Origin of the sequence: Achromobacter sp. E1 (assembly GCF_037039475.1) — a bacterium.
Classification (GTDB): Bacteria; Pseudomonadota; Gammaproteobacteria; order Burkholderiales; family Burkholderiaceae_B; genus Achromobacter; species Achromobacter mucicolens.
Genome location: NZ_CP146253.1, coordinates 537,860 through 556,797 on the forward strand (window position 1 = coordinate 537,860; position 18,938 = coordinate 556,797).

Here is an 18,938-nt window from a genome sequence, read left to right on the forward strand (position 1 = left end):
GGCACGGCGGCGTGCGGGAAAGCTTCGTATTATCCCACCGGATCCGGGGGCGGTGTCCGGCCCCCTCGGCAACCCGAGGGGCGGGGCGTCCGCGTCAGGGACCGATGCGCATGGCGGCCACGTCCAGCACGCCGGCCTCGCGGTTGCTCAGCACGCTGCGCACGGTGCCGTCGGGCGCCTGCAGCACCGACTTGCCCGCGGGAATGTCTTCGCCGCCGGCCCGGCGCGCCGAGCGCCCGCGCGAGGGCGAGAACAGCAGGTCGCCCGGCTGCGCGCCCTGCAGACGCGGATTGGCGGACAGGACGCGCGTGCCCGGCGGATAGGTCATGTCGCCCAGCACGGTGTCGCGCGCCGCCAGGCCCTCGAAGCCCAGCATCCGGCGCTGCGCGTCCAGTTGCAGATCCACCTTCAGCAAGGGAATCCTGGCCACGGTCAGGGAATCGCTGCCCTCGGTGCGCAGCAGCCAGCGCGGGCCGGATCCGCTCTTGTCCAGCGGCGTGCCGCGCAGGGCGGGATCGACCTTGAGCCAGGCGCCGGCGGGCACGGGCTGCTGGTCAAGCGTGTTGCCGATGGCCAGGTGGCAGCTCGAGAACTGCGGATGCCCGCCATGCACGACGAATTCGATGCGGTGGCCGTGGGCGCACAGCCAGCCCTCCAGCGCCTGGTCGCGCGCGATTTCGGCGGAGAGCGTTTCGGGTTGCTTGCTGGTCGCGGGGTAGCGGAACAGCTGGGTCGCTGCCACGCCCTGGATCTCGGCGGGATGGGCTTCGGGAAAGGTGGCGCGGTCGAACGAGGCCAGGTCGCCCGGCGTGGCCAGCCGCAGGGTGGTGCCGGCGGGCATCTGCACCCCGGCCAGTTGCGTGGGCTGGGCCAGCACGGTCTTGCGCGCGTCGTCGGCCTGCGCATCGCGCTGGGCCACGAACCACTGGCTGAACTGCTGGTACGGAAAGATGGCGCCGACGACCGCCAGCAAGGTCATGAGCACGGTGCCGGCGCGCCGGTGGACGGCCAGCCATTCGCGGGCGCCGCGCGAGGTGGCCAGGACGGCGAGCCAGGTCAGCAACGTGGACAGGCAGGCCAGCGAGGCCGCCATCAACACGTAGAAATTACCGCCAGGAAGAGATACCGGAATCATGGCGGCAATTATGCGCCAATCCGGCCCCCGGAACCGGCGCGCAAGAACGCTTAATCGCGGTTGGCCGCCGAGCGGGTAGCCACCACCTGCAGCTTCAGTTCGCCCAGCGCCTGGAACAAGGCGTTGCGGCTGGATTCGGGCAGGTCGGCGAACATCGACTTGACCCAGTTTTCGTGGGCCCGCGCCATGCGAGAGAAGCTTTTCTTGCCTTGCGGGGTCAGCTTGATGAGCGAGCTGCGGCGGTCCGATTCAACCTTGGTCCGCACCACCAGGCCTTCCTTTTCGAGCTGGTCGGTGATGCCCGTGATATTGCCGTTGGTCACCATCATGTGACGCGAGAGCTCGCCCATCTTCATGCCCTTGGGCGCGCGCTGCAATTGCGCCATCAGGTCGAAGCGGGGCAGGGTGGTGTCGAATTCGTTGCGCAGGCGGCTGCGGATCTCTCCTTCGATGAGATTGGCGCAGGTCAACATGCGCAGCCACAGGCGCAGCGCGTGATGGTCGTCGGGCGCGGCGCGGGATTCCAGGTCGGGAGTGTCGGTCATGGCTCGGAAGATTACCGGGAATGCGGTGGTGATGAGGGCGCCAGACCCATCTGTTCGAAGATGGCTTGGGTCAGCGGGCTGTTCGGATCGTTGAGCGTCAGGACGATATCAAAGTGATTGGTGCCCGGCATCGGGACATACCTGCCGGGAAACCCGCGTTCGCGCCAGGCGGCCAGGTAATCATTGCTCTGGCGCTTGAATTCGTCGGTTTCGGATTCGCCGTAGCTGACCACCAGCGGGCAGCCTGCCTGCGGCAGCTGCAGCGCGGGGCTGTTGCGGATGGCGTCGGCCTCGCTCATCCGCATCCATTCGTTGATGTGCGTGTGCACCAGCGGGCGCAGGTCGAACAGGCCCGACAGCGGCGCGGCGCCCCGGACCACGCTGGGCGGCACGTCGTAACTGGCATGCCAGCCGCTGGCCAGCAGCGCGCCGACCAGGTGGCCGCCCGCGGAGCTGCCGCAAATGTGAATGCGTGCCGGGTCGCCGCCGTACTGCGCGATATGGCGATGGATCCAGGCCAGCGCGCGCCGGTTCTGGTCGACGATGCGGTCCAGCGTCACGGCCGGGGCCAGCGAATAGTTCACGGCCACGACCACCGCGCCTGCCTGGGTGAACGCGGGCGCCATGTTGCTGGACTCGTTCTTGGACAACAGGCGCCAGTAGCCGCCGTGGATGAACACGAAGACGGGCGCGCCGGGTTTGCCGGACGCGGCGCCGGCGGCTGGAAATATGTCCAGCAATTCGTCGGGATGGTCGCCAAAAGGCACGTCCAGCGCGCAATCCAGCGTGCGGCGGGCAGTGGCGCTGTCCTCGGCGTATTTCTTGAGTATCGGCTGGATGTCGGGTACTGTCGCGCGAGCGTTGTACTGGACGTCCAGCTGAGCGCGATCGTAGTTGCGGTAGAGGGTGTCCATGGCGGCAGGTGGTAAAAACCCTAGACTTGTTTTGCCGAATACTTTAAACCTAAACTATGAACCACGCCAGTTTTCCCTGTGCTGCTTGAGGGGATTGCGGCGTGGCAGGCATACCTCCTGCCGGCACGGCCTGACGGCGGCGACCATCGCGCCGGCGGGCCGGGCACAGAAGTCTTTCGCATCGCACCTTCAAAAAGAACACCCTCTGCGCGGGCTCGCGCACGGAGCACACCACCATGCGTTTGATCACTTCCTTCCTGGCTGCCGCCGCCCTGGTCCCCGCCATGGCCTACGCCGACACCGTCAAGGTCGGCATTGCCAACGACATCTCGGGCCCGTTCTCGGCGCTGGGCGCCGAGGCCCGCGACGGCTTCAATCTGGCCATCAAGCAACTGGGCGGCAAGTTGGGCGGACAGCCCGCGGAATTCCTGCAAACCGACATGGGCGGCAATCCGGACCAGGCCCGCCAGCTCGTCACGCGCTACATCCAGCGCGAAAAGGTCGACTTCTTCACGGGCCCCATCGGCTCGAACGTGGCGCTGGCCGTCGGCCCCGCGCTGTTCGCCGCCAAGATCCCCTACCTGTCCAACAACCCCGGCCCCAGCCAGTTCGCCGGCGCGCAGTGCAACAACTACTGGTTCGGCACGTCGTACCAGAACGACGCGTTCCACGAAGCGGCCGGCAAGGTCGCGGCGGACCGCGGCTTCAAGAAGATGTTCATCATGGCCCCGGACTACCCGGCCGGCAAGGATGCACTGACCGGCTTCAAGCGCGGCTACAAGACCGCCCCGGGCGACGAGGTCTACACCAAGCTCGGCCAGATCGACTACGCCGCCGAGATCGCGCAGATCCGCGCCGCCAAGCCGGACGCCGTCTACATCTTCCTGCCGGGCGGCATGGGCATCAACTTCGTCAAGCAGTTCGTCTCGGCCGGCCTGTCCCAGAACGTCAAGCTGATCGGCCCGGGCTTTTCGGCTGACGAGGACGTGATCCAGGCGGTGGGCGACCCCATGCTGGGCATGTACAACACGGCGCAATGGGCGCATGACCTGGACGTGCCGCAGAACAAGGCCTTCGTCGACGCCTTCCGCAAGGAATACAACGGCCGCTACCCCTCGGTCTACGCCGCCCAGGCGTATGACGTCATCATGGCCATGGACGCCGCCGTCAAGCAGGCCGGCGGCAAGGCCACCGACCGGGAAGCCATCGTGAAGGCGCTGGAAAAGGCCGACTACCCCTCGGTGCGCGGCAGCTTCACCTACGGCAAGAACCACTACCCGATCCAGGCGTACTACCTGCGCGTCGTCGACAAGGATGGCAGCGGCCGCATCACCAACAAGCTGGTGGGCAAGGTGTTCGACAAGTACCAGGACGTCTACGTGGGCGACTGCAAAAAGATGTGACCCCCCCCGAAGCGCTGCGCGCTTCCCCCCCAGGGGGCGTCGCAGCGGACCGGCAAAGCCGGATCCGCGCGACCCCGCTTGGGGGCGGCGGCTCGTGTGCGGGGGTGATGCGTCGCTGATGCGCCGCTGACGCGTTCTCAGTTGGTTTTGGTGATTGTGTCGGCGCTCGCCTTCGGCGGCGCGCGGCAAGGGGGAAGTTTTCATGACGTTTACGCTGATCGTCGAGCAATTGCTGAACGGTCTGCAGTTTGGGTTGATGTTGTTTCTGATTGCGGCCGGGCTGACCCTGGTGTTCGGGATCATGGACATCATGAATCTGGCTCACGGCTCGCTCTACATGGCTGGCGCCTATGTCGCCGCCGAAACCATGCAACGCACCGGCTCGTTCACCGCCGCAGTCCTCGTGGCGGCGGTCGCCACGGGCATCGTCGGCATCGTGCTGGAACTGTCGCTCATCCGCCGCCTGGCGCTGCGCGACCACCTTGCGCAGGTGCTGGGCACCTACGCCGTCATCCTCATCGCCAATGACCTGGTCAAGATGATCTGGGGCCCGGCGCCGGTCATGCTGAACATGCCCGCGATGCTGTCCGGTCCCGTGCGCCTCTTGCCTGACCTGTTGTATCCCGCCTACCGCCTGATGATCATCGTCTTCGGCGTGGCGGCGGCTGCCGGGCTGTACTGGTTCGTGACGCGGACCCGCGCCGGCGTGCTGGTCCGGGCCGGCGCTTCCAACCGCCAGATGGCCACCCTGATGGGCGTGCGCGTGCCGCTGCTGTTCCTGGGCGTGTTCGTGCTGGGCGCCATGCTGGCCGCGGTGGCCGGCGCACTGCTGGGCCCGATCACCTCGGTGCAGGTGGGCATGGGCGAAGAGATTCTGATCCTGGTGCTGGTGTGCATCGTCATCGGCGGCATCGGCTCGATCCGGGGCGCCTTCGTGGGCGCGCTGTTGGTCGGCATGGTCGACACCGCCGGCCGGGCGTTTCTGCCGATGCTGTTGCGTCAGGTGTTTTCTCCGGCCGTGGCCTCCAGCGTCGGTCCGACGCTCGCGGCCATCGCCATTTATGTATTGATGGCGGCAGTGCTGGTGTTCCGGCCCTCTGGCCTCTTTCCGGCGCGGGGCTGACCATGAAAACCAAGATCTGGACCGTGGTCCTTCTGGCTGCGCTGGCGGTGTTTCCGCTGGTGGCGCCCATGCTGGGCCTGGACTTCTACATTTCCTTCGTGCGGCGCGTGCTGATCTACGCGTTGGCGGCGACCAGCCTGAACCTCATCCTGGGGTACGGCGGCATGGTGGCGCTGGGCCACGCGGCGTTCTTCGGCGCGGGTGCCTACGCGGTGGGCATCCTGGCCATGTCCGGCGTCACGTCCGCGCTGGTGTCCTGGCCGGTGGCGATGCTGCTGGCGGGCGTGCTGGCCTGCATCACGGGTGCGATCTCGCTGCGCACGCGCGGCGTGTACTTCATCATGATCACGCTCGCGTTCGCGCAGATGCTGTTCTATATCTTCATCTCGCTGCGCCAATACGGCGGTGAAGACGGGTTGAACCTGCCGGGCTATTCCACGCTGCCGGGCATCGATCTCGCCCACGACGTCAGTTTCTATTACCTGGTGCTGGCGCTGTTCGCGCTGCTGATGTGGGCCTTCGGCCGCGTGGTCGCCTCGCGCTTCGGCATGGCGCTGCAGGGCATCCGCGAGAACGAATCGCGCATGGAATCGATGGGTTACCCCGTCTACCGCATCAAGCTCGTGGCCTTCACGCTGAGCGGCGCGGCCGCCGGGCTGGCGGGCGCGCTGCTTGCCAACCACAACCTGTTCATTTCGCCCAGCCTCATGCACTGGACCCAGTCGGCCAACCTGCTGATCATGGTCCTGGTGGGCGGCATCGGCCTGCGCTACGGCGGCGTGGCCGGCGCGGTCGTGATGCTGACGCTGGAAGAAGTGCTGCGTCTGTGGACCGAATACTGGCACCTGCCCCTGGGCGTGCTGCTGCTCTGCGTGGTGTTTGGCGCGCCGCGCGGCCTGGTCGGCCTGTTCGGGCCGCTGTTCAGCGGGCGCGCTGCCCCGCAATCCGGCAAGGTGGGCTCATGAGCACTCCGATGAATCCCACGACCCGCGCGACCGGCACGCACGCCTTGCAGGCACGCGGACTGGTCCGCCGCTTTGGCGCCCTGGTGGCCACCGACAACGTGTCGCTGTCGCTGGAGCCGGGCGAGATCCACGCCCTGATCGGCCCCAACGGCGCCGGCAAGTCCACGCTGATCCACCTGCTGTCGGGCACGCTGTCCGCCGATGCCGGCACGCTGGAGGTGGACGGCCGCGACGTTACCGCGATGAACGCGCACCAGCGCGTGGCGGCGGGGCTGTCGCGGTCCTACCAGATCACCAACATCTTCAAGCAGTCCAGCGTGCTGGATAACCTGGTGCTGGCCGTGCAGGCCCACGCCGGCAGCAGCTTCCGCTTCTGGAAGCCGCGCGCCGCGGAGTCGGCCCTGTATGAACAGGCGCGGGAACTGGCGCGCGAATGCGCCATCGACGCCAGCCTGCTTGGCCGCGCCGCGGGCACGCTGCCGCACGGCGAACAGCGCAAGGTGGAATTTGCGCTGGCGCTGGCGGCTCGGCCCAAGGTGCTGCTGCTGGACGAGCCCATGGCGGGCATGGGGCCGGACGAGACCGTCCGGCTGACCGAACTGATCGAATCCATGCGGGGACGCGCCGCAATGCTGCTGGTTGAACATGACATGCAGGCGGTCTTCCGTCTTGCGGACCGCCTGTCCGTGCTGGTGTACGGCCGGGTCATCGCCTCGGGCACGCCGGACGAGATCCGCGCCAACCCGGAAGTGCGCCAAGCCTATCTGGGCGACGAGGAGACCGTGTGATGCTGGCCATCGAATCGGTAAAGAGCGGCTACGGCGCCAGCCAGGTGCTGTTCGGCGTGGACCTGGAAATCGGCGCGGGTCAGGTCGTGACCCTGCTGGGCCGCAACGGCATGGGCAAGACCACGCTGCTGCGCACCCTGTTCGGGCAGCTGCCGCTGCGCGGCGGCAAGATCCATTTCGCGGGGCAGGACATCAGCGGCTGGAGCCCGGACCGCATCGCGCGGGCCGGGGTGGCAATTGTCCCGGAAGGCCGCCAGTGCTTTCCCAATCTGACCGTGCGCGAGCACCTGACGGCATTCGTCGCGGGGCGCAACCCGGACATCGGCGAGCCTTGGACGCCCGATCGCGTGTTCGAACTGTTTCCCCGGCTGGCCGAGCGCGCCCGCAACATGGGCAACCAGCTGTCGGGCGGCGAGCAGCAGATGCTGGCCATCGGCCGCGCGCTGGTCACGAACCCGCGGCTCCTGATCCTGGACGAAGCCACCGAGGGGCTGGCGCCAAAGATCCGGGAAGAAATCTGGAACTGCCTGGCGCGCCTGCGGCAAGCCGGGCAGACCATTCTGGTGATCGACAAGTATGTCGAAAGGTTACTTAGCCTTGCCGACCGGCATGTCATCCTGGAACGCGGCAAAGTGGTCTGGACGGGCGATTCCCAAGCCCTGGATTCGGACCGGGGCCTATGGGAACGCTATCTCGGCGTGTAGCCGGCCTGTCGCAATAAAGCTGCAAATCGGGACGGCGAGTGGTAACAGGCGCTGATATAAAACGCAATAAATCAAGATATATATTGCTCGCGTGAAACTTAGGGTGTCTCGAACGCATCCAGACGTTTGCACCTGTATCAATAAACCCCACCGCCATCTACACTAGCCGCGCCGGTTCGCCCGCATGGGGCGCCGGCGTTCAGGCTCATGGCTCAAAAGGCGGGGCATCAGCATGGCAGGGCGCCTCGTACGGCCTAAGCACCCGACCTGCATCCCCCGTTTTCGCGCGTGACATCGCATCAGGCTGTCAGGAAGACTTCGCATGGCGAAATGGGGATTGCGCAAGAAATCACTAATGGCGCTGCTGTTGGCGTGTCTGGTCGCCTTGGCGCCGGCGGCGCTGATCGGCTGGCAGGTGCTGGACGGCGTGCGCGAGCACTTCGGCCGCGCCTTTGCCGACAACTTCACGCAGCTGAACCGCCAACGGATCCTGGCCCCGGTGTCGCGCGAACTCGCGCTGTCGCAGCGCCTGGCCGACAGCGAGGTCACGCGCCGCTGGCTTCGCAATGAAAACGATCCCGCCGCGCGCGAGCTGTTCTTCCGCGAGGCCGACGGCTACCGCCGCGACCTGCTGGGCGGCGCCTATTTCATCGCCAGCGCCACCTCGGGCAATTACTACTTCAACGACGACAAGCCGCTGTCCGAGACGCCGCGCTACACGCTCAGCCCCAGCGCGGCCGACGACGGCTGGTTCTACGCCACGATCAAGTCTTCCGCCCCCTACAACATCAACGTCAACCCCGACCTGAAGCTACAGACGACCAAGGTCTGGATCAACGTGCAGATCCGCGACGGCGAGAAGGTCATGGGCCTGACGGGCGCGGGGCTCGATGTGGGCGGGTTCCTGAAGGAATTCGTGAACAGCGGCCAGCCGGGCGTCACGCCCATCATCGTGGACGAGGAAGGCGCGATCCAGGCGCACATGAACCCCGCGCTGATCGCCTACAACTCGGGCGCGGGCGGGGCCAGCGGCAAAGGCATGGTCTTCAGCCTGCTGGACGAGGGCGAGGGCCGCGCCGAGCTGCTGTCCGCCATGCACGCGGCCCAGGCGGACCCGCAGTCGGTGCAATCGGCTTGGGTCAAGATGGACGGCGTGCGCCAGCTGGTGTCGGTGGCGTACATGCCGGAGCTGCACTGGCACGTGCTGACCGTGGTCGACCTGGGCGCCGCCCGGGTGCTGGACACGGGCTGGCTGTGGCCGGCCGCGATCGGCCTGGTGGTGCTGTTTGCGGCGATGCTGCTGTGCTTTGGCTATGCCATCGAACGCCTGATGCTGCGCCCCTTGCGCCGCCTGCAGCAGTCCGCCCGGGCAATCGCCGACGGCAGCTACGACGTGCGCCTGCCGCCGGGCGGCCAGGATGAGATCGGCGACCTGAGCCGGGCGTTCGGCGTGATGGCCGACAAGGTGCGCAAGCACACGGCCGAACTGGAAACCAAGGTGCGGGAACGCACCTCGGAACTGGAAGACGCCAACCGCGCCATGGCCGCGGCGCACAAGAAGATCGGCGACTCGATCGATTACGCCAGCCTGATCCAGCGCGCGATCCTGCCGGACCGCCAACTGACCCAGTCGCTCGGCGCCCACCATTTCGTGCTGTGGAAGCCGCGCGACGTGGTCGGCGGCGATTTCTACGTGTTCCGCTCGGACGGCGCCAACTGCCTGCTGGGCATCATGGACTGCGCGGGCCACGGCGTGCCCGGCGCGCTGATGACGATGCTGGCGCGCGCCGCCATCGATCTGGCGATCACCGAGGTTGGCCCGGGCGATCCCGCCGGCATTCTGACGCGCACCGACAACGCCATCCGGGCGATGCTGGCCGACGCGCAATTGCCGCGGGCCCTGGCCACCAACACTGATGCGGGGCTGGTATATATTGACCGGCAATCCGGCAGGTTGCTGTACGCAGGCGCCAAGATCAGCCTGTACGCAAGCGATGGTGAAACCCTGCGCGAAGTGCCCGGCGCCCGGCGCGCACTGGGTGACAAGCGTATGGGGGTTTACGAGAACATCGTGCTGCAGATGGAGCCGGGCTGGACGTACTACCTGGCTACCGACGGGTTCCTGGACCAGGCGGGCGGCGAGCATGGTTTCGGCTTTGGCAACACGCGGTTCGCGGAAATGCTCAAGACGCACGCCCGACGGCCGTTAACCGAACAGGCGGCGGCATTCAGCCAGGCGCTTGCCGAGTACCAAGGCGGCCGGCCCCAGCGCGACGACATCACCTTGCTGTCTTTCCGTTTCGAATAATCGTTATCAAGGCGGTACCCTCATGAATGCCTCCGATCTATACGCGTTGGGCGCGCGCTTCGACCAGAACCGCACGCTGCTGTGCTTTAACGGGCCGATCTCGCGCAGCCTGATCGAGGAAATCGGCAATGCGCTGAAGAACTACCTGAACGCCGAGCACGTCCGCCCGGCCGAAGCGATGGATGTGTTCTCGGTCTACATCGAAATGATCCAGAACATCCGCCAGTACGCCGCGCAGAACGGCGACGCGGACGCCTCGGCCACGGTGGTCATCGGCCGCCGCGACGAAAGCCGTTACGTGGTGTCGGCGGGCAATCTGGTCAACGCAGAGGACGGCCACAGCCTGGTCGCTCGCATCCAGGAACTGGCCGCGCTGGACAAGGCGGCCCTGAAGGCCGAATACAAGGCACAACTGCACAAGCCGCGCACGCAGGGCGTGGCGTCGGGCGCAGGCCTGGGCCTCATCGACATCGCGCGCCGCGCCGGCGCTCCGCTGGAAGCCAGCCTGACCCCCGCCGCACAGCCGGGCAAGGCCTTCTTCAGCCTGAGCGTGGTGGTCTGAGAACGCGCGTTCAAAGGATTATTTTCGGAGTATTTGATGAAAGACCTGAACATTCCCGGGACCCAGTCCACGCCCGCCATCGCCGCCGACGCTGCCGCCGGCGTGCTGGCGATGCGCGGCGACTCCTATCCCGAGAATTCCTTCGAACTGTTCGGCCCGGTCATTGAATGGGTCGAGACGTACCTGCAGGACCGCGACGCGCCGCTCAAGCTTGAGCTGGAACTGCTGTACCTGAACACCAGCAGCATCAAGTCCGTGATGGACATCTTCGATGTGCTCGAGGCCGCGCACCGCAAGGGCCGCGAGGTCGGCGTGACCTGGTTCTACGACATGCGCAACGAGCGCGTGGGCGAACTGGCCGAAGAGTTCAAGGAAGACTGCACGTTCCCGTTCTCGGTGGTCGGCCGCCAATGAAGCCGGGCGCCGCCGAACTGGATAAGCGCATCGCCGCACTGCTGGCGGATCCGGCGCATGCCGGCCATCCGCTGCGCGACGCGCTGGAAGCGCTTTGGCGGCACACCGAGGAACAGATGACGCGCATCCAGCGCGTGACCCAGCTTTCGGACGCCTACCAAAGCATGGCGCACGAACGTGAACTGGGCCTGTGCGACCAGTTCGATCGGCAGTTGCGCAGGTTGACCCGCATTGCGCGGATCTCGGATCACTACCAGAACATGATGCGCGACCTGAACCGCGCGCTCGAGGAAACGTCCAGCCGCGATCCCCTGACCGGCCTCTTGAACCGCCGCGCGCTGATGGAGACGATCAAGCAGGAAGTCCAGCGCGCCGCGCGCACGGGCGACAGCTTTGTCGTGGCGATGCTGGACGTGGATCACTTCAAGGCCGTGAACGACCGTTTCGGCCACGAAACCGGCGACCGCGCCCTGGTGGAACTGGCCGCCGTGCTGGGCGAAAGCCTGCGCGAATACGATCTCTGCGGCCGCTGGGGCGGGGAAGAATTCCTCGTGCTGCTGCCGCAAACGCAGCCGGAAGCCGCGCAGGTGGTCATGGACCGCCTGGTGGGCGACGTGCGGGCGATGGCGATGCCGGCCGGGGACGAAGTCCTGCGGCTGACGGTCAGTATCGGCATGGCGCATCACCAGTTGGGTGAAACGTTCTCAGAGACGCTCAGCCGGGCAGATCAGGCGTTGTATCTGGCCAAGCAGGACGGACGCGATCGCGTCGCCCTTGGTTTTCCGAGGCGCTGAATGAAACCGGAACAGCTGTTATCCGGGTTGGAGCCCCTTATGCTTGATTCTCATCTTGGCGGTTCGGAGACGAACCCCCAAGGCGCCGCTTGGCATGTGGGCACTTATCTGACGTCGATGGACCGCGCTTTGCTGCTGTTCGATTTCGACGCCAGCGGCTCCTTGTTGAACGGCAATCCCAATTTCCTGGCCGCGGTGGGTTACACCCGCGAAGAGGCCCTGACGCTGCGCCACGACGTCCTGTGCGACAGCATGGACGAAGGCAAGGGCACCGGCAGCGGCGAGCAGGTGTGGGCCCGGCTGCGCCGCGGCCAGCACTTTTCGGGCACCTGCCGCTATCGCACCAAGGCAGGCGCGTCGCTGTGGATCGAAGCGACCTACCTGCCGCAACTGAACGAAGCGGGCGAGGTCGGCCGTGTGTCGGTCATCTCGCGCAAGTCGATCGCGGACGCCGAACGTCAGGAGGAAATCCGCCTTCTGATGCTGGGCATCAACGAGACCGGCAATGCGGTGGCGGTGTCGGGCTGTGATGGGCGCATCGTCTATGTGAACGACGGCTTTCAGCGCATGCTGGGCTTTTCGCGCGGCGACGCGGTCAACCAGGACCTGGGCGAACTGCTGTCCGGCGGCCGCGCCGACGGCGGCACGCGCGAGGAACTGCATCGCCGCATCGCCTGCCGCGAGGGCTATCACAAGGACGTGCTGGTCTACGACCGGGGCGGCAAGCCGTTGTGGGTGTCGGTCATGGCCAATTCGGTGTTCGACGAGCGCGGGACGCTGGTCAACATCGTGGACGTGCTGACGGACATCACGCCGACGAAGGTGCACGAGGTGCTGCAGCGCCGGGTGCTGCAGGCGATGGTGAACGAGGCCTCGGTGGTCGAGGTCATGAACATGGTGTGCCGCGAGGTCGAGCGCCTGGCTCCGGAAGTGGCGGCCTCGGTGGTGCGGGTGGACGATGCGGGCCTATTGCGTCCGCTGGCCGCGCCCAGCCTGCCGCAGGGCTATTCGGACGCGCTGGAAGGCGTGCCGATCGGCCCCCAGGTGGGCGCCTGCGGCACGGCCGCATTTCTGGGCCGCCCGGTCATCGTGCCGGACATCGCCACGGACCCGCTGTGGGACGATTACCGCCATCTGCCGCTGCCGGAGGAATACAAGGCGTGCTGGTCGTCGCCGATCAAGTCGAGCGACGGCCGGGTGATCGGCACGTTCGGCTTCTATTTCCGCGAACGCCGCCTGCCGGACGATTTCCATCACCGTCTGGTGGACGTGTGCGTGTACCTGTGCGCGCTGGCGCTGGAACGCGAGGAAGCCCGCGCCCGGATCCGCCAGCTGGCGTTCTACGACGAGCTGACAGGCCTGCCGAACCGCAATCTGCTGCTGGCCCAGGCCGAACAGGCGATCGCGCGCGCCGAACCGGAACGCAAACGGGTGGCGGTGCTGTTCCTGGACCTGGACCGCTTCAAGCAGGTGAACGATACGCTGGGCCATCCGATCGGCGATGCGCTGCTGCGCGACGTGGCGCAGCGCCTGCGCCGCCTGGCGCGCGCGACGGACATCGTGGGCCGCCTGTCGGGCGACGAGTTCGTGATGCTGATGCCGGAGTTCGAACACGGCCGCCTGACCGCCGCCGCGGAACACATCCTGGTGGCGCTGGCGCAGCCGTTCTCGGTGGGCGGCATCACGCTGAACCCGTCGGTGAGCATCGGCATCAGCGTGTTCCCGGAAAACGGCCGCGACATGGATACGCTGCTGCGCCATGCGGACATGGCGATGTACCAGGCCAAGACGGCGGGCCGCAACCGCATTTCATTCTTCAGCGCGGAGATGAACCGCCAGGCGCAGGAAAGACTGGCGCTGGAAGCGGCGTTGCGAGACGCGCTGGAAGCCAAGGCATTGCGCTTGCATTACCAGCCGCAGGTGGGCTTGAAGAACGGCAGCCTGTACGGGGTGGAGGCGCTGGCCCGCTGGCGTCACCCGACGCTGGGCGACATCTCTCCGGCACGCTTTGTGCCGCTGGCCGAGGAGTGCGGGCTGATCGGCGACCTGGGCGACTGGGCACTCCGAGAAGCCTGCTCACAACTGTCGATCTGGCGCCACAACGGCCTGCGCGTGCCGTCGGTGTCGGTGAACCTGTCGGCAACCAATTTCCACAACCTGAACCTGCCGCGCATGATCGCGGCGACGCTGGCCGAGTTCGGGCTGGCGCCGGCGGATCTGATGCTGGAAATCACGGAAGGCGTGGTGCTGGACGCGACGGCAGGCACGCTGCGCACGATCGCCGAACTGCATCGTCTGGGCGTACGGCTTTCGATGGACGACTTCGGGACGGGGTATTCCAGCTTGGGCCACTTGCGCCGGCTGATCGTCGACGAACTGAAGCTGGACCGCAGTTTCGTTCAGGGACTGGAGAGCGACGACGCAGCGCGGGCGCTGACCAGCGCGGTGATCCGGATCGGGGAAAGCCTGAGCCTGCCGGTGGTGGCAGAGGGCGTGGAAAACGAAGAGCAGCGGCGCTTCCTGATCGAGCAGGGGTGTGCGGCGGGGCAGGGGTTTCTGTTTTCACCGCCGTTGCCTGCGGGGGATCTTGAGGAGTGGTTGCGGGCTCGGGGGTGATCGGAATGGTTACCTGCAGTTGATCGGGGGCTGGAGGCTAGCTTGGTCTCTTGGTTTCGCGGGTTCGGTTCTTAAGACGTCCGGCACGGTGCCGTCCCGGGGTGCGCGGGGCCACGATTGCGGTCCGGAGCCTTCGCTCCGGACTCGCCTAGGCGGCCCCCCCCTTCGTCATCTTCGTTCGCCTTCGGCTCCCTTCAGATTCCCTCGGGCTTATCGACGCCCCGCGCACCCCGGGCCGCCACCGCACCGGACTCTGGCAATAGAAATCTGAGGGGCGGCGGGGCGGTCGGTGTGCTTGGCATTCTGTTGCCGTCTCTGCCGGGCTAGAAGCATCTTGCGTTGCCCGTCTCCGTTCGGCCGCGCGGGCGGCCTCCGGAGACTTACGCGGCGTCTTGCGGCGTGGTGATGACGCTTCGCGAGTAGGTGGCGCTTTGGTGTCTGACACCCCCATAGACGAGCTGCAGGCTTGAAGGGTGCTTCTTGGGTGTCAGACACCAATTCTGGCGAAGGCGCTCATCCTGGCGAGGTGTCTGACACCCTCATAGACGGGCTACAGGCTTGAACGGCGCTTCTCGGGTGTCAGACACCGTCGGGGACGTAGACGGCGTCTTGCGGCGTGATGATGACGCTTCGCGAGTGGGTGGCGCTCTGGTGTCTGACACCCACATAGACGGGCTACAAGCTTGAAAGGTGCTTCTTGGGTGTCAGACACCCATCCTGGCGAAGGCGCTCGTTCGTGGCAGGTGTCAGTCACCACCAAGCGGTCCGTCACTAATCATCAATTGAACTCAAGTCTCCGATGGGCGGCGCGCGTGCCGACCGTCAAGCTGTAGCAGCCCGTCGCCGCGCGCCGCCCATCACCGCCTCCCCCCAAGTGATGCTGGAGCCTTAGCACTCCAATCCCCGCCAGCGCGCAAGCGACCACCGCCTCGACGCCCCACACCCCGTATGCCGATCGTGGCCGCCCGCGCGGCCGCGATTCGGCGGGCCCCGCAAGACTCGTCCCTGACCACGGCTCTAGCAGCGTCCCAACCCGGCACATCGCAGCTCCTTGGTGCGGGCGGCAGGGGCGCGAGCGCCGTCGATGCGCCCGAGGGAATCTGAAGGGAGCCGAAGGCGGACGAAGATGACGAAGGGGAAGTCCGGAGCGAAGGCTCCGGACCGCAATCGTGGGCGATCGTGCCCCTGCCGACCGTGCCGAGGGGCGGAAGAAAAACGCGGAAGCCGCCAAACCAGAGCCACCGCCAAACCCGAGCCAACGGTCAAAGCTGCCTCAAGGTTAGACCCCCAGCCCACACCCCAACGCACCTCCCCACCCACACCCCAACACCGCCCCTAGAATCGTCCCCATTAACAGATCCGATCCCAAATCTCTAAATACTTTCCCTCATTTGCACACCCACCACTTCCGATATATATTTCAAGCCTAAACTATCCAGACCTAAATATCTGCGGCTTCCGCTCCGGCACCAAGAGCGACTGTCGCGTACTTGGAGCGTATACGGCAATGAAGATAGTCTGCATCGGCGGCGGTCCCGCCGGCCTGTATTTCGGTCTGCTCATGAAACTGCAGAATCCCGCCAACGAAGTCACCGTCATCGAACGCAACCGTCCGTATGACACTTTTGGCTGGGGCGTGGTGTTCTCCGACGCCACCATGCAGAACCTGCGTGAGGCCGATCCGGTCTCGGCGCAAACCATTGGCGATGCGTTCAACCATTGGGATGACATCGACATCCATTTCAAGGGACGCAGCATCCGCACCAGCGGTCACGGCTTCATCGGCATTGGCCGCAAGAAGCTCCTGAACATCCTGCAGGCGCGTTGCGAGGATGTTGGCGTCAAGCTCGTGTTCGAGAACTTCGTTCAGGATGATCAGGCCATCGCCCGCGAGTACGATGCCGACCTCGTCATTGCCTCGGACGGCATCAACAGCCAGATCCGCACCCGCTACGCGGACACGTTCCATCCCGATATCGATCAGCGCCGCTGCCGCTTCGTGTGGCTGGGCACGAAAAAGGTGTTCGACGCGTTCACCTTTGCCTTCGTGCAGACCGAGCACGGCTGGTTCCAGGCGCACGCTTACCGCTACGAGGACGGGATGTCCACGTTCATCGTGGAAACGCCCGAGGAAACCTGGCAAGCCGCCGGCATCGAGCAGATGAGCCAGGAAGAGGGCATTGCGTATTGCGAAAAGTTGTTCGCGCCCTGGCTGGATGGCAACAAGCTCATCAGCAACGCCTCGCACCTGCGCGGCTCGGCGATCTGGATCCGCTTCCCGCGGGTCATCTGCAATACGTGGGTCCATTGGAACGATCTGGAAACCGCGCGTGGCACGCGCCGGGTGCCGGTCGTGCTGATGGGCGATGCGGCGCATACCGCGCACTTTTCCATCGGCTCCGGCACCAAGCTGGCGCTGGAAGACGCAATTGAGCTGGCGCGCTGCCTGAGCGGCGCGGAAGGCAGCGTGGAGGCGGGCCTGCATCACTACGAGGAAGTGCGCAGCGTCGAGGTGTTGAAGATCCAGAACGCGGCGCGCAATTCCACCGAATGGTTTGAAAACGTCGAGCGTTACGCCGAGCTGGAACCCGAGCAATTCGCCTATTCGCTGCTGACCCGTTCGCAGCGCATCTCGCACGAGAACCTGCGTCTGCGCGACCCGGCCTGGCTGGAAGGTTTTGAACGCTGGATCGCCAAACGCGCCGGCGCCGCCACGCCCGAGGGCCGGCGTCCGGCCATTCCGATGCTGACGCCGTATCAGGTGCGTGGCGTGCGGCTGAAGAACCGGATCCTGGTGTCGCCGATGGCCATGTACTCGTGCACGGACGGGGTGCCGGGCGATTTCCACCTGGTTCACCTGGGCGCGCGCGCCATGGGCGGGGCGGGGCTGGTGATGGTGGAAATGACCTGCGTGTCACCGGACGGCCGCATCACCCCGGGGTGCCCGGGCCTGTGGAACGACGAGCAGCAGCAGGCGTTTGCCCGCATCGTGAATTTCGTGCACACCAACAGCGATGCGCGCATCGGCATGCAGCTGGGTCACGCGGGCCGCAAGGGGTCGACGCAGCTGGGCTGGCAGAAGATCGATCATCCGCTGGCCGAAGGCAACTGGCCGCTGGTCTCGGCGTCGGCGCTGCCGTACATCGAAGGCGTGTCGCAGACGCCGCGCGCCATGACGCGCGAGGACATGGATCAGGTGCGCGACAACTTCGTGGCGGCCGCGCGCCGCGCGGCGGCGGCCGGCTTTGACTGGCTGGAGCTGCACTGCGCGCACGGTTACCTGTTGTCCAGCTTCATTTCGCCGCTGACGAACCTGCGCGAAGACGAGTACGGCGGCAGCCTGGAAAACCGCCTGCGCTTCCCGCTGGAGGTTTTCCATGCGGTGCGCGCGGTGTGGCCCGAAGACAAGCCGATGTCGGTGCGGATCTCGGCCAGCGATTGGGTGGAAGGCGGCATCACCGCGGACGACGCGGTCGAGATCGCGCGTCACTTCAAGGCGGCGGGCGCCGACATGATCGATTGCTCGTCCGGTCAGGTCAGCAAGGAAGAAAAGCCGGTGTACGGCCGCATGTTCCAGACGCCGTTTGCCGACCGCGTCCGCAACGAAGCGGGCATCCCCACGATTGCCGTGGGCGCCATCTTCGAGGCCGATCACGCCAACGGCATCATCGCCTCTGGCCGCGCGGACCTGTGCGCGCTGGCACGTCCCCATTTGGCTGACGCCTCCTGGACGCTGCGCGAAGCGGCTCGGGTGGGCTATGTTGATGTGGCGTGGCCGAGCCAGTATTTCGCGGGCAAGCGCCAGCTGGAAACCAACTTCGAACGCGCCGCCGCCATGGCGCAACTGGACATCAAATGAACGCACAACCGTTACCGCTTGCCGGGCGTCACGCCCTGGTGACGGGCGGCGCGCGCGGCATCGGCCTGGCCAGCGCACGGTCGCTGCTGCAGCGCGGCGCGCGCGTCACGCTGCTGGGCCGCGACGGCGGCGCGCTGGATGCCGCGACCGACGAACTGGCCCGGCTGGGTCAGGTGCAGGCGGTCAGCGCCGACATCGCCGACGAGGCGTCGGTGCGCGCGGCCTTCGCGCAGGCCGAGACCGAGTTCGGGCCGGTGCTGGTGCTGGTGAACAACGCGGGCCAGGCGGTCAGCCAGCGGTTCGACCGCACGGATGCGGCGCTGTGGAACCAGATGCTGGCCGTCAACCTGACCGGCACGTTCCACTGCATCCAGGCCGCGCTGCCGGGCATGCTGCAGGAAAAGTGGGGCCGCGTCATCAACGTGGCCAGCACGGCGGGCCTGATCGGCTATGGGTATGTAAGTGCCTACTGCGCCGCCAAGCACGGTGTGATCGGGCTGACCCGGTCGCTGGCGCTGGAAACGGCGCAAAAGGGCGTGACGGTCAATGCCGTCTGCCCCGGCTACACCGAGACCGACATCGTGCGCGGTGCGGTGGCCAACATCGTTGAGAAGACCGGCATGACGCCGGACGCCGCTCGCCTGAAGCTGGCCGAGCGCAACCCGCAGGGCCGCCTGGTGCAGCCCGAGGAAGTGGCCGAGACGGTCGCGTGGCTGGCGCTGCCGGCTTCCGCCTCCATCAACGGCCAGGCGATCGCCGTCGACGGCGGCGAAGTGATGACCGGCTGAGTCCGGCGCCCCAACCACCC

Annotated in this window: 15 protein-coding genes; 12 read left to right on the forward strand and 3 right to left on the reverse strand. The window is 66.3% G+C overall.

Annotated features, from left to right (window positions below; genetic code table 11):
* Positions 1-94: 94 nt before the first annotated feature.
* The 3 genes from V6V88_RS02405 to V6V88_RS02415 are packed head-to-tail and all read right to left on the reverse strand — an operon-like array spanning position 95 to position 2,594.
* Positions 95-1,135, reverse strand: coding sequence for a hypothetical protein (locus tag V6V88_RS02405; protein WP_338617596.1), 1,041 nt, complete (start codon positions 1,133-1,135; stop codon positions 95-97).
* Between the two features lie 50 nt (positions 1,136-1,185).
* The gene (locus tag V6V88_RS02410; RefSeq protein ID WP_056327479.1) at positions 1,186-1,680 is read right to left on the reverse strand and encodes a MarR family transcriptional regulator; all 495 of its coding nucleotides are present in this window, start codon (positions 1,678-1,680) and stop codon (positions 1,186-1,188) included.
* A gap of 11 nt (positions 1,681-1,691) precedes the next feature.
* The gene (locus V6V88_RS02415) at positions 1,692-2,594 is read right to left on the reverse strand and encodes an alpha/beta hydrolase (RefSeq protein WP_223574143.1); all 903 of its coding nucleotides are present in this window, start codon (positions 2,592-2,594) and stop codon (positions 1,692-1,694) included.
* Between the two features lie 236 nt (positions 2,595-2,830).
* On the opposite strand from V6V88_RS02415, the gene V6V88_RS02420 reads away from it, so the two are divergent.
* The 12 genes from V6V88_RS02420 (at position 2,831) to V6V88_RS02475 (ending at position 18,918) form a co-directional block, all read left to right on the forward strand.
* Positions 2,831-3,997: an ABC transporter substrate-binding protein gene (locus V6V88_RS02420; protein WP_217619012.1), complete on the forward strand. Its 1,167-nt coding sequence runs from the start codon at positions 2,831-2,833 to the stop codon at positions 3,995-3,997.
* A 202-nt stretch (positions 3,998-4,199) separates the two neighbouring features.
* Positions 4,200-5,120 (forward strand): branched-chain amino acid ABC transporter permease, encoded by a 921-nt coding sequence (locus tag V6V88_RS02425; protein WP_056327617.1) that lies wholly within the window; start codon positions 4,200-4,202, stop codon positions 5,118-5,120.
* Between the two features lie 2 nt (positions 5,121-5,122).
* A complete protein-coding gene (locus V6V88_RS02430) occupies positions 5,123-6,085 on the forward strand; it encodes a branched-chain amino acid ABC transporter permease (RefSeq protein ID WP_062840221.1) in 963 nt (320 codons plus the stop codon).
* A gap of 8 nt (positions 6,086-6,093) precedes the next feature.
* Positions 6,094-6,873, forward strand: a complete 780-nt coding sequence (locus V6V88_RS02435; RefSeq protein WP_056327471.1) for an ABC transporter ATP-binding protein — start codon at positions 6,094-6,096, stop codon at positions 6,871-6,873.
* Entirely contained in the window at positions 6,873-7,577 is a 705-nt protein-coding gene (locus tag V6V88_RS02440; protein ID WP_062840220.1) for an ABC transporter ATP-binding protein, read from the forward strand. Before V6V88_RS02435 ends, V6V88_RS02440 begins: the two co-directional genes overlap by 1 nt.
* A gap of 322 nt (positions 7,578-7,899) precedes the next feature.
* Positions 7,900-9,885: a biofilm regulation protein phosphatase SiaA gene (gene siaA, locus V6V88_RS02445; RefSeq protein WP_338617600.1), complete on the forward strand. Its 1,986-nt coding sequence runs from the start codon at positions 7,900-7,902 to the stop codon at positions 9,883-9,885.
* A gap of 22 nt (positions 9,886-9,907) precedes the next feature.
* Complete coding sequence (gene siaB, locus V6V88_RS02450; protein WP_056327466.1) at positions 9,908-10,447, forward strand: biofilm regulation protein kinase SiaB; 540 nt, start codon at positions 9,908-9,910, stop codon at positions 10,445-10,447.
* A 36-nt stretch (positions 10,448-10,483) separates the two neighbouring features.
* Positions 10,484-10,861, forward strand: a complete 378-nt coding sequence (gene siaC, locus V6V88_RS02455) for a biofilm regulation phosphoprotein SiaC (protein WP_128829858.1) — start codon at positions 10,484-10,486, stop codon at positions 10,859-10,861.
* Positions 10,858-11,655 (forward strand): biofilm regulation diguanylate cyclase SiaD, encoded by a 798-nt coding sequence (siaD, locus tag V6V88_RS02460; protein WP_142051408.1) that lies wholly within the window; start codon positions 10,858-10,860, stop codon positions 11,653-11,655. The genes siaC and siaD overlap by 4 nt, the downstream gene beginning before the upstream one ends.
* A 39-nt stretch (positions 11,656-11,694) precedes the next feature.
* Entirely contained in the window at positions 11,695-14,271 is a 2,577-nt protein-coding gene (locus V6V88_RS02465; protein WP_223574149.1) for an EAL domain-containing protein, read from the forward strand.
* Between the two features lie 1,507 nt (positions 14,272-15,778).
* A complete protein-coding gene (locus tag V6V88_RS02470) occupies positions 15,779-18,130 on the forward strand; it encodes a bifunctional salicylyl-CoA 5-hydroxylase/oxidoreductase (RefSeq protein WP_338617606.1) in 2,352 nt (783 codons plus the stop codon).
* Positions 18,127-18,918, forward strand: a complete 792-nt coding sequence (locus V6V88_RS02475) for an SDR family NAD(P)-dependent oxidoreductase (protein WP_062841619.1) — start codon at positions 18,127-18,129, stop codon at positions 18,916-18,918. The genes V6V88_RS02470 and V6V88_RS02475 overlap by 4 nt, the downstream gene beginning before the upstream one ends.
* The last annotated feature ends 20 nt before the right edge of the window (positions 18,919-18,938 follow it).

Coding starts and splice junctions, on each gene's coding strand:
- V6V88_RS02405 (WP_338617596.1), bottom strand. CDS start 1,135: ATGATTCCGGTATCTCTTCCTGGCGGTAATTTCTACGTGTTGATGGCG.
- V6V88_RS02410 (WP_056327479.1), bottom strand. CDS start 1,680: ATGACCGACACTCCCGACCTGGAATCCCGCGCCGCGCCCGACGACCAT.
- V6V88_RS02415 (WP_223574143.1), bottom strand. CDS start 2,594: ATGGACACCCTCTACCGCAACTACGATCGCGCTCAGCTGGACGTCCAG.
- V6V88_RS02420 (WP_217619012.1), top strand. CDS start 2,831: ATGCGTTTGATCACTTCCTTCCTGGCTGCCGCCGCCCTGGTCCCCGCC.
- V6V88_RS02425 (WP_056327617.1), top strand. CDS start 4,200: ATGACGTTTACGCTGATCGTCGAGCAATTGCTGAACGGTCTGCAGTTT.
- V6V88_RS02430 (WP_062840221.1), top strand. CDS start 5,123: ATGAAAACCAAGATCTGGACCGTGGTCCTTCTGGCTGCGCTGGCGGTG.
- V6V88_RS02435 (WP_056327471.1), top strand. CDS start 6,094: ATGAATCCCACGACCCGCGCGACCGGCACGCACGCCTTGCAGGCACGC.
- V6V88_RS02440 (WP_062840220.1), top strand. CDS start 6,873: ATGCTGGCCATCGAATCGGTAAAGAGCGGCTACGGCGCCAGCCAGGTG.
- siaA (WP_338617600.1), top strand. CDS start 7,900: ATGGCGAAATGGGGATTGCGCAAGAAATCACTAATGGCGCTGCTGTTG.
- siaB (WP_056327466.1), top strand. CDS start 9,908: ATGAATGCCTCCGATCTATACGCGTTGGGCGCGCGCTTCGACCAGAAC.
- siaC (WP_128829858.1), top strand. CDS start 10,484: ATGAAAGACCTGAACATTCCCGGGACCCAGTCCACGCCCGCCATCGCC.
- siaD (WP_142051408.1), top strand. CDS start 10,858: ATGAAGCCGGGCGCCGCCGAACTGGATAAGCGCATCGCCGCACTGCTG.
- V6V88_RS02465 (WP_223574149.1), top strand. CDS start 11,695: ATGCTTGATTCTCATCTTGGCGGTTCGGAGACGAACCCCCAAGGCGCC.
- V6V88_RS02470 (WP_338617606.1), top strand. CDS start 15,779: ATGAAGATAGTCTGCATCGGCGGCGGTCCCGCCGGCCTGTATTTCGGT.
- V6V88_RS02475 (WP_062841619.1), top strand. CDS start 18,127: ATGAACGCACAACCGTTACCGCTTGCCGGGCGTCACGCCCTGGTGACG.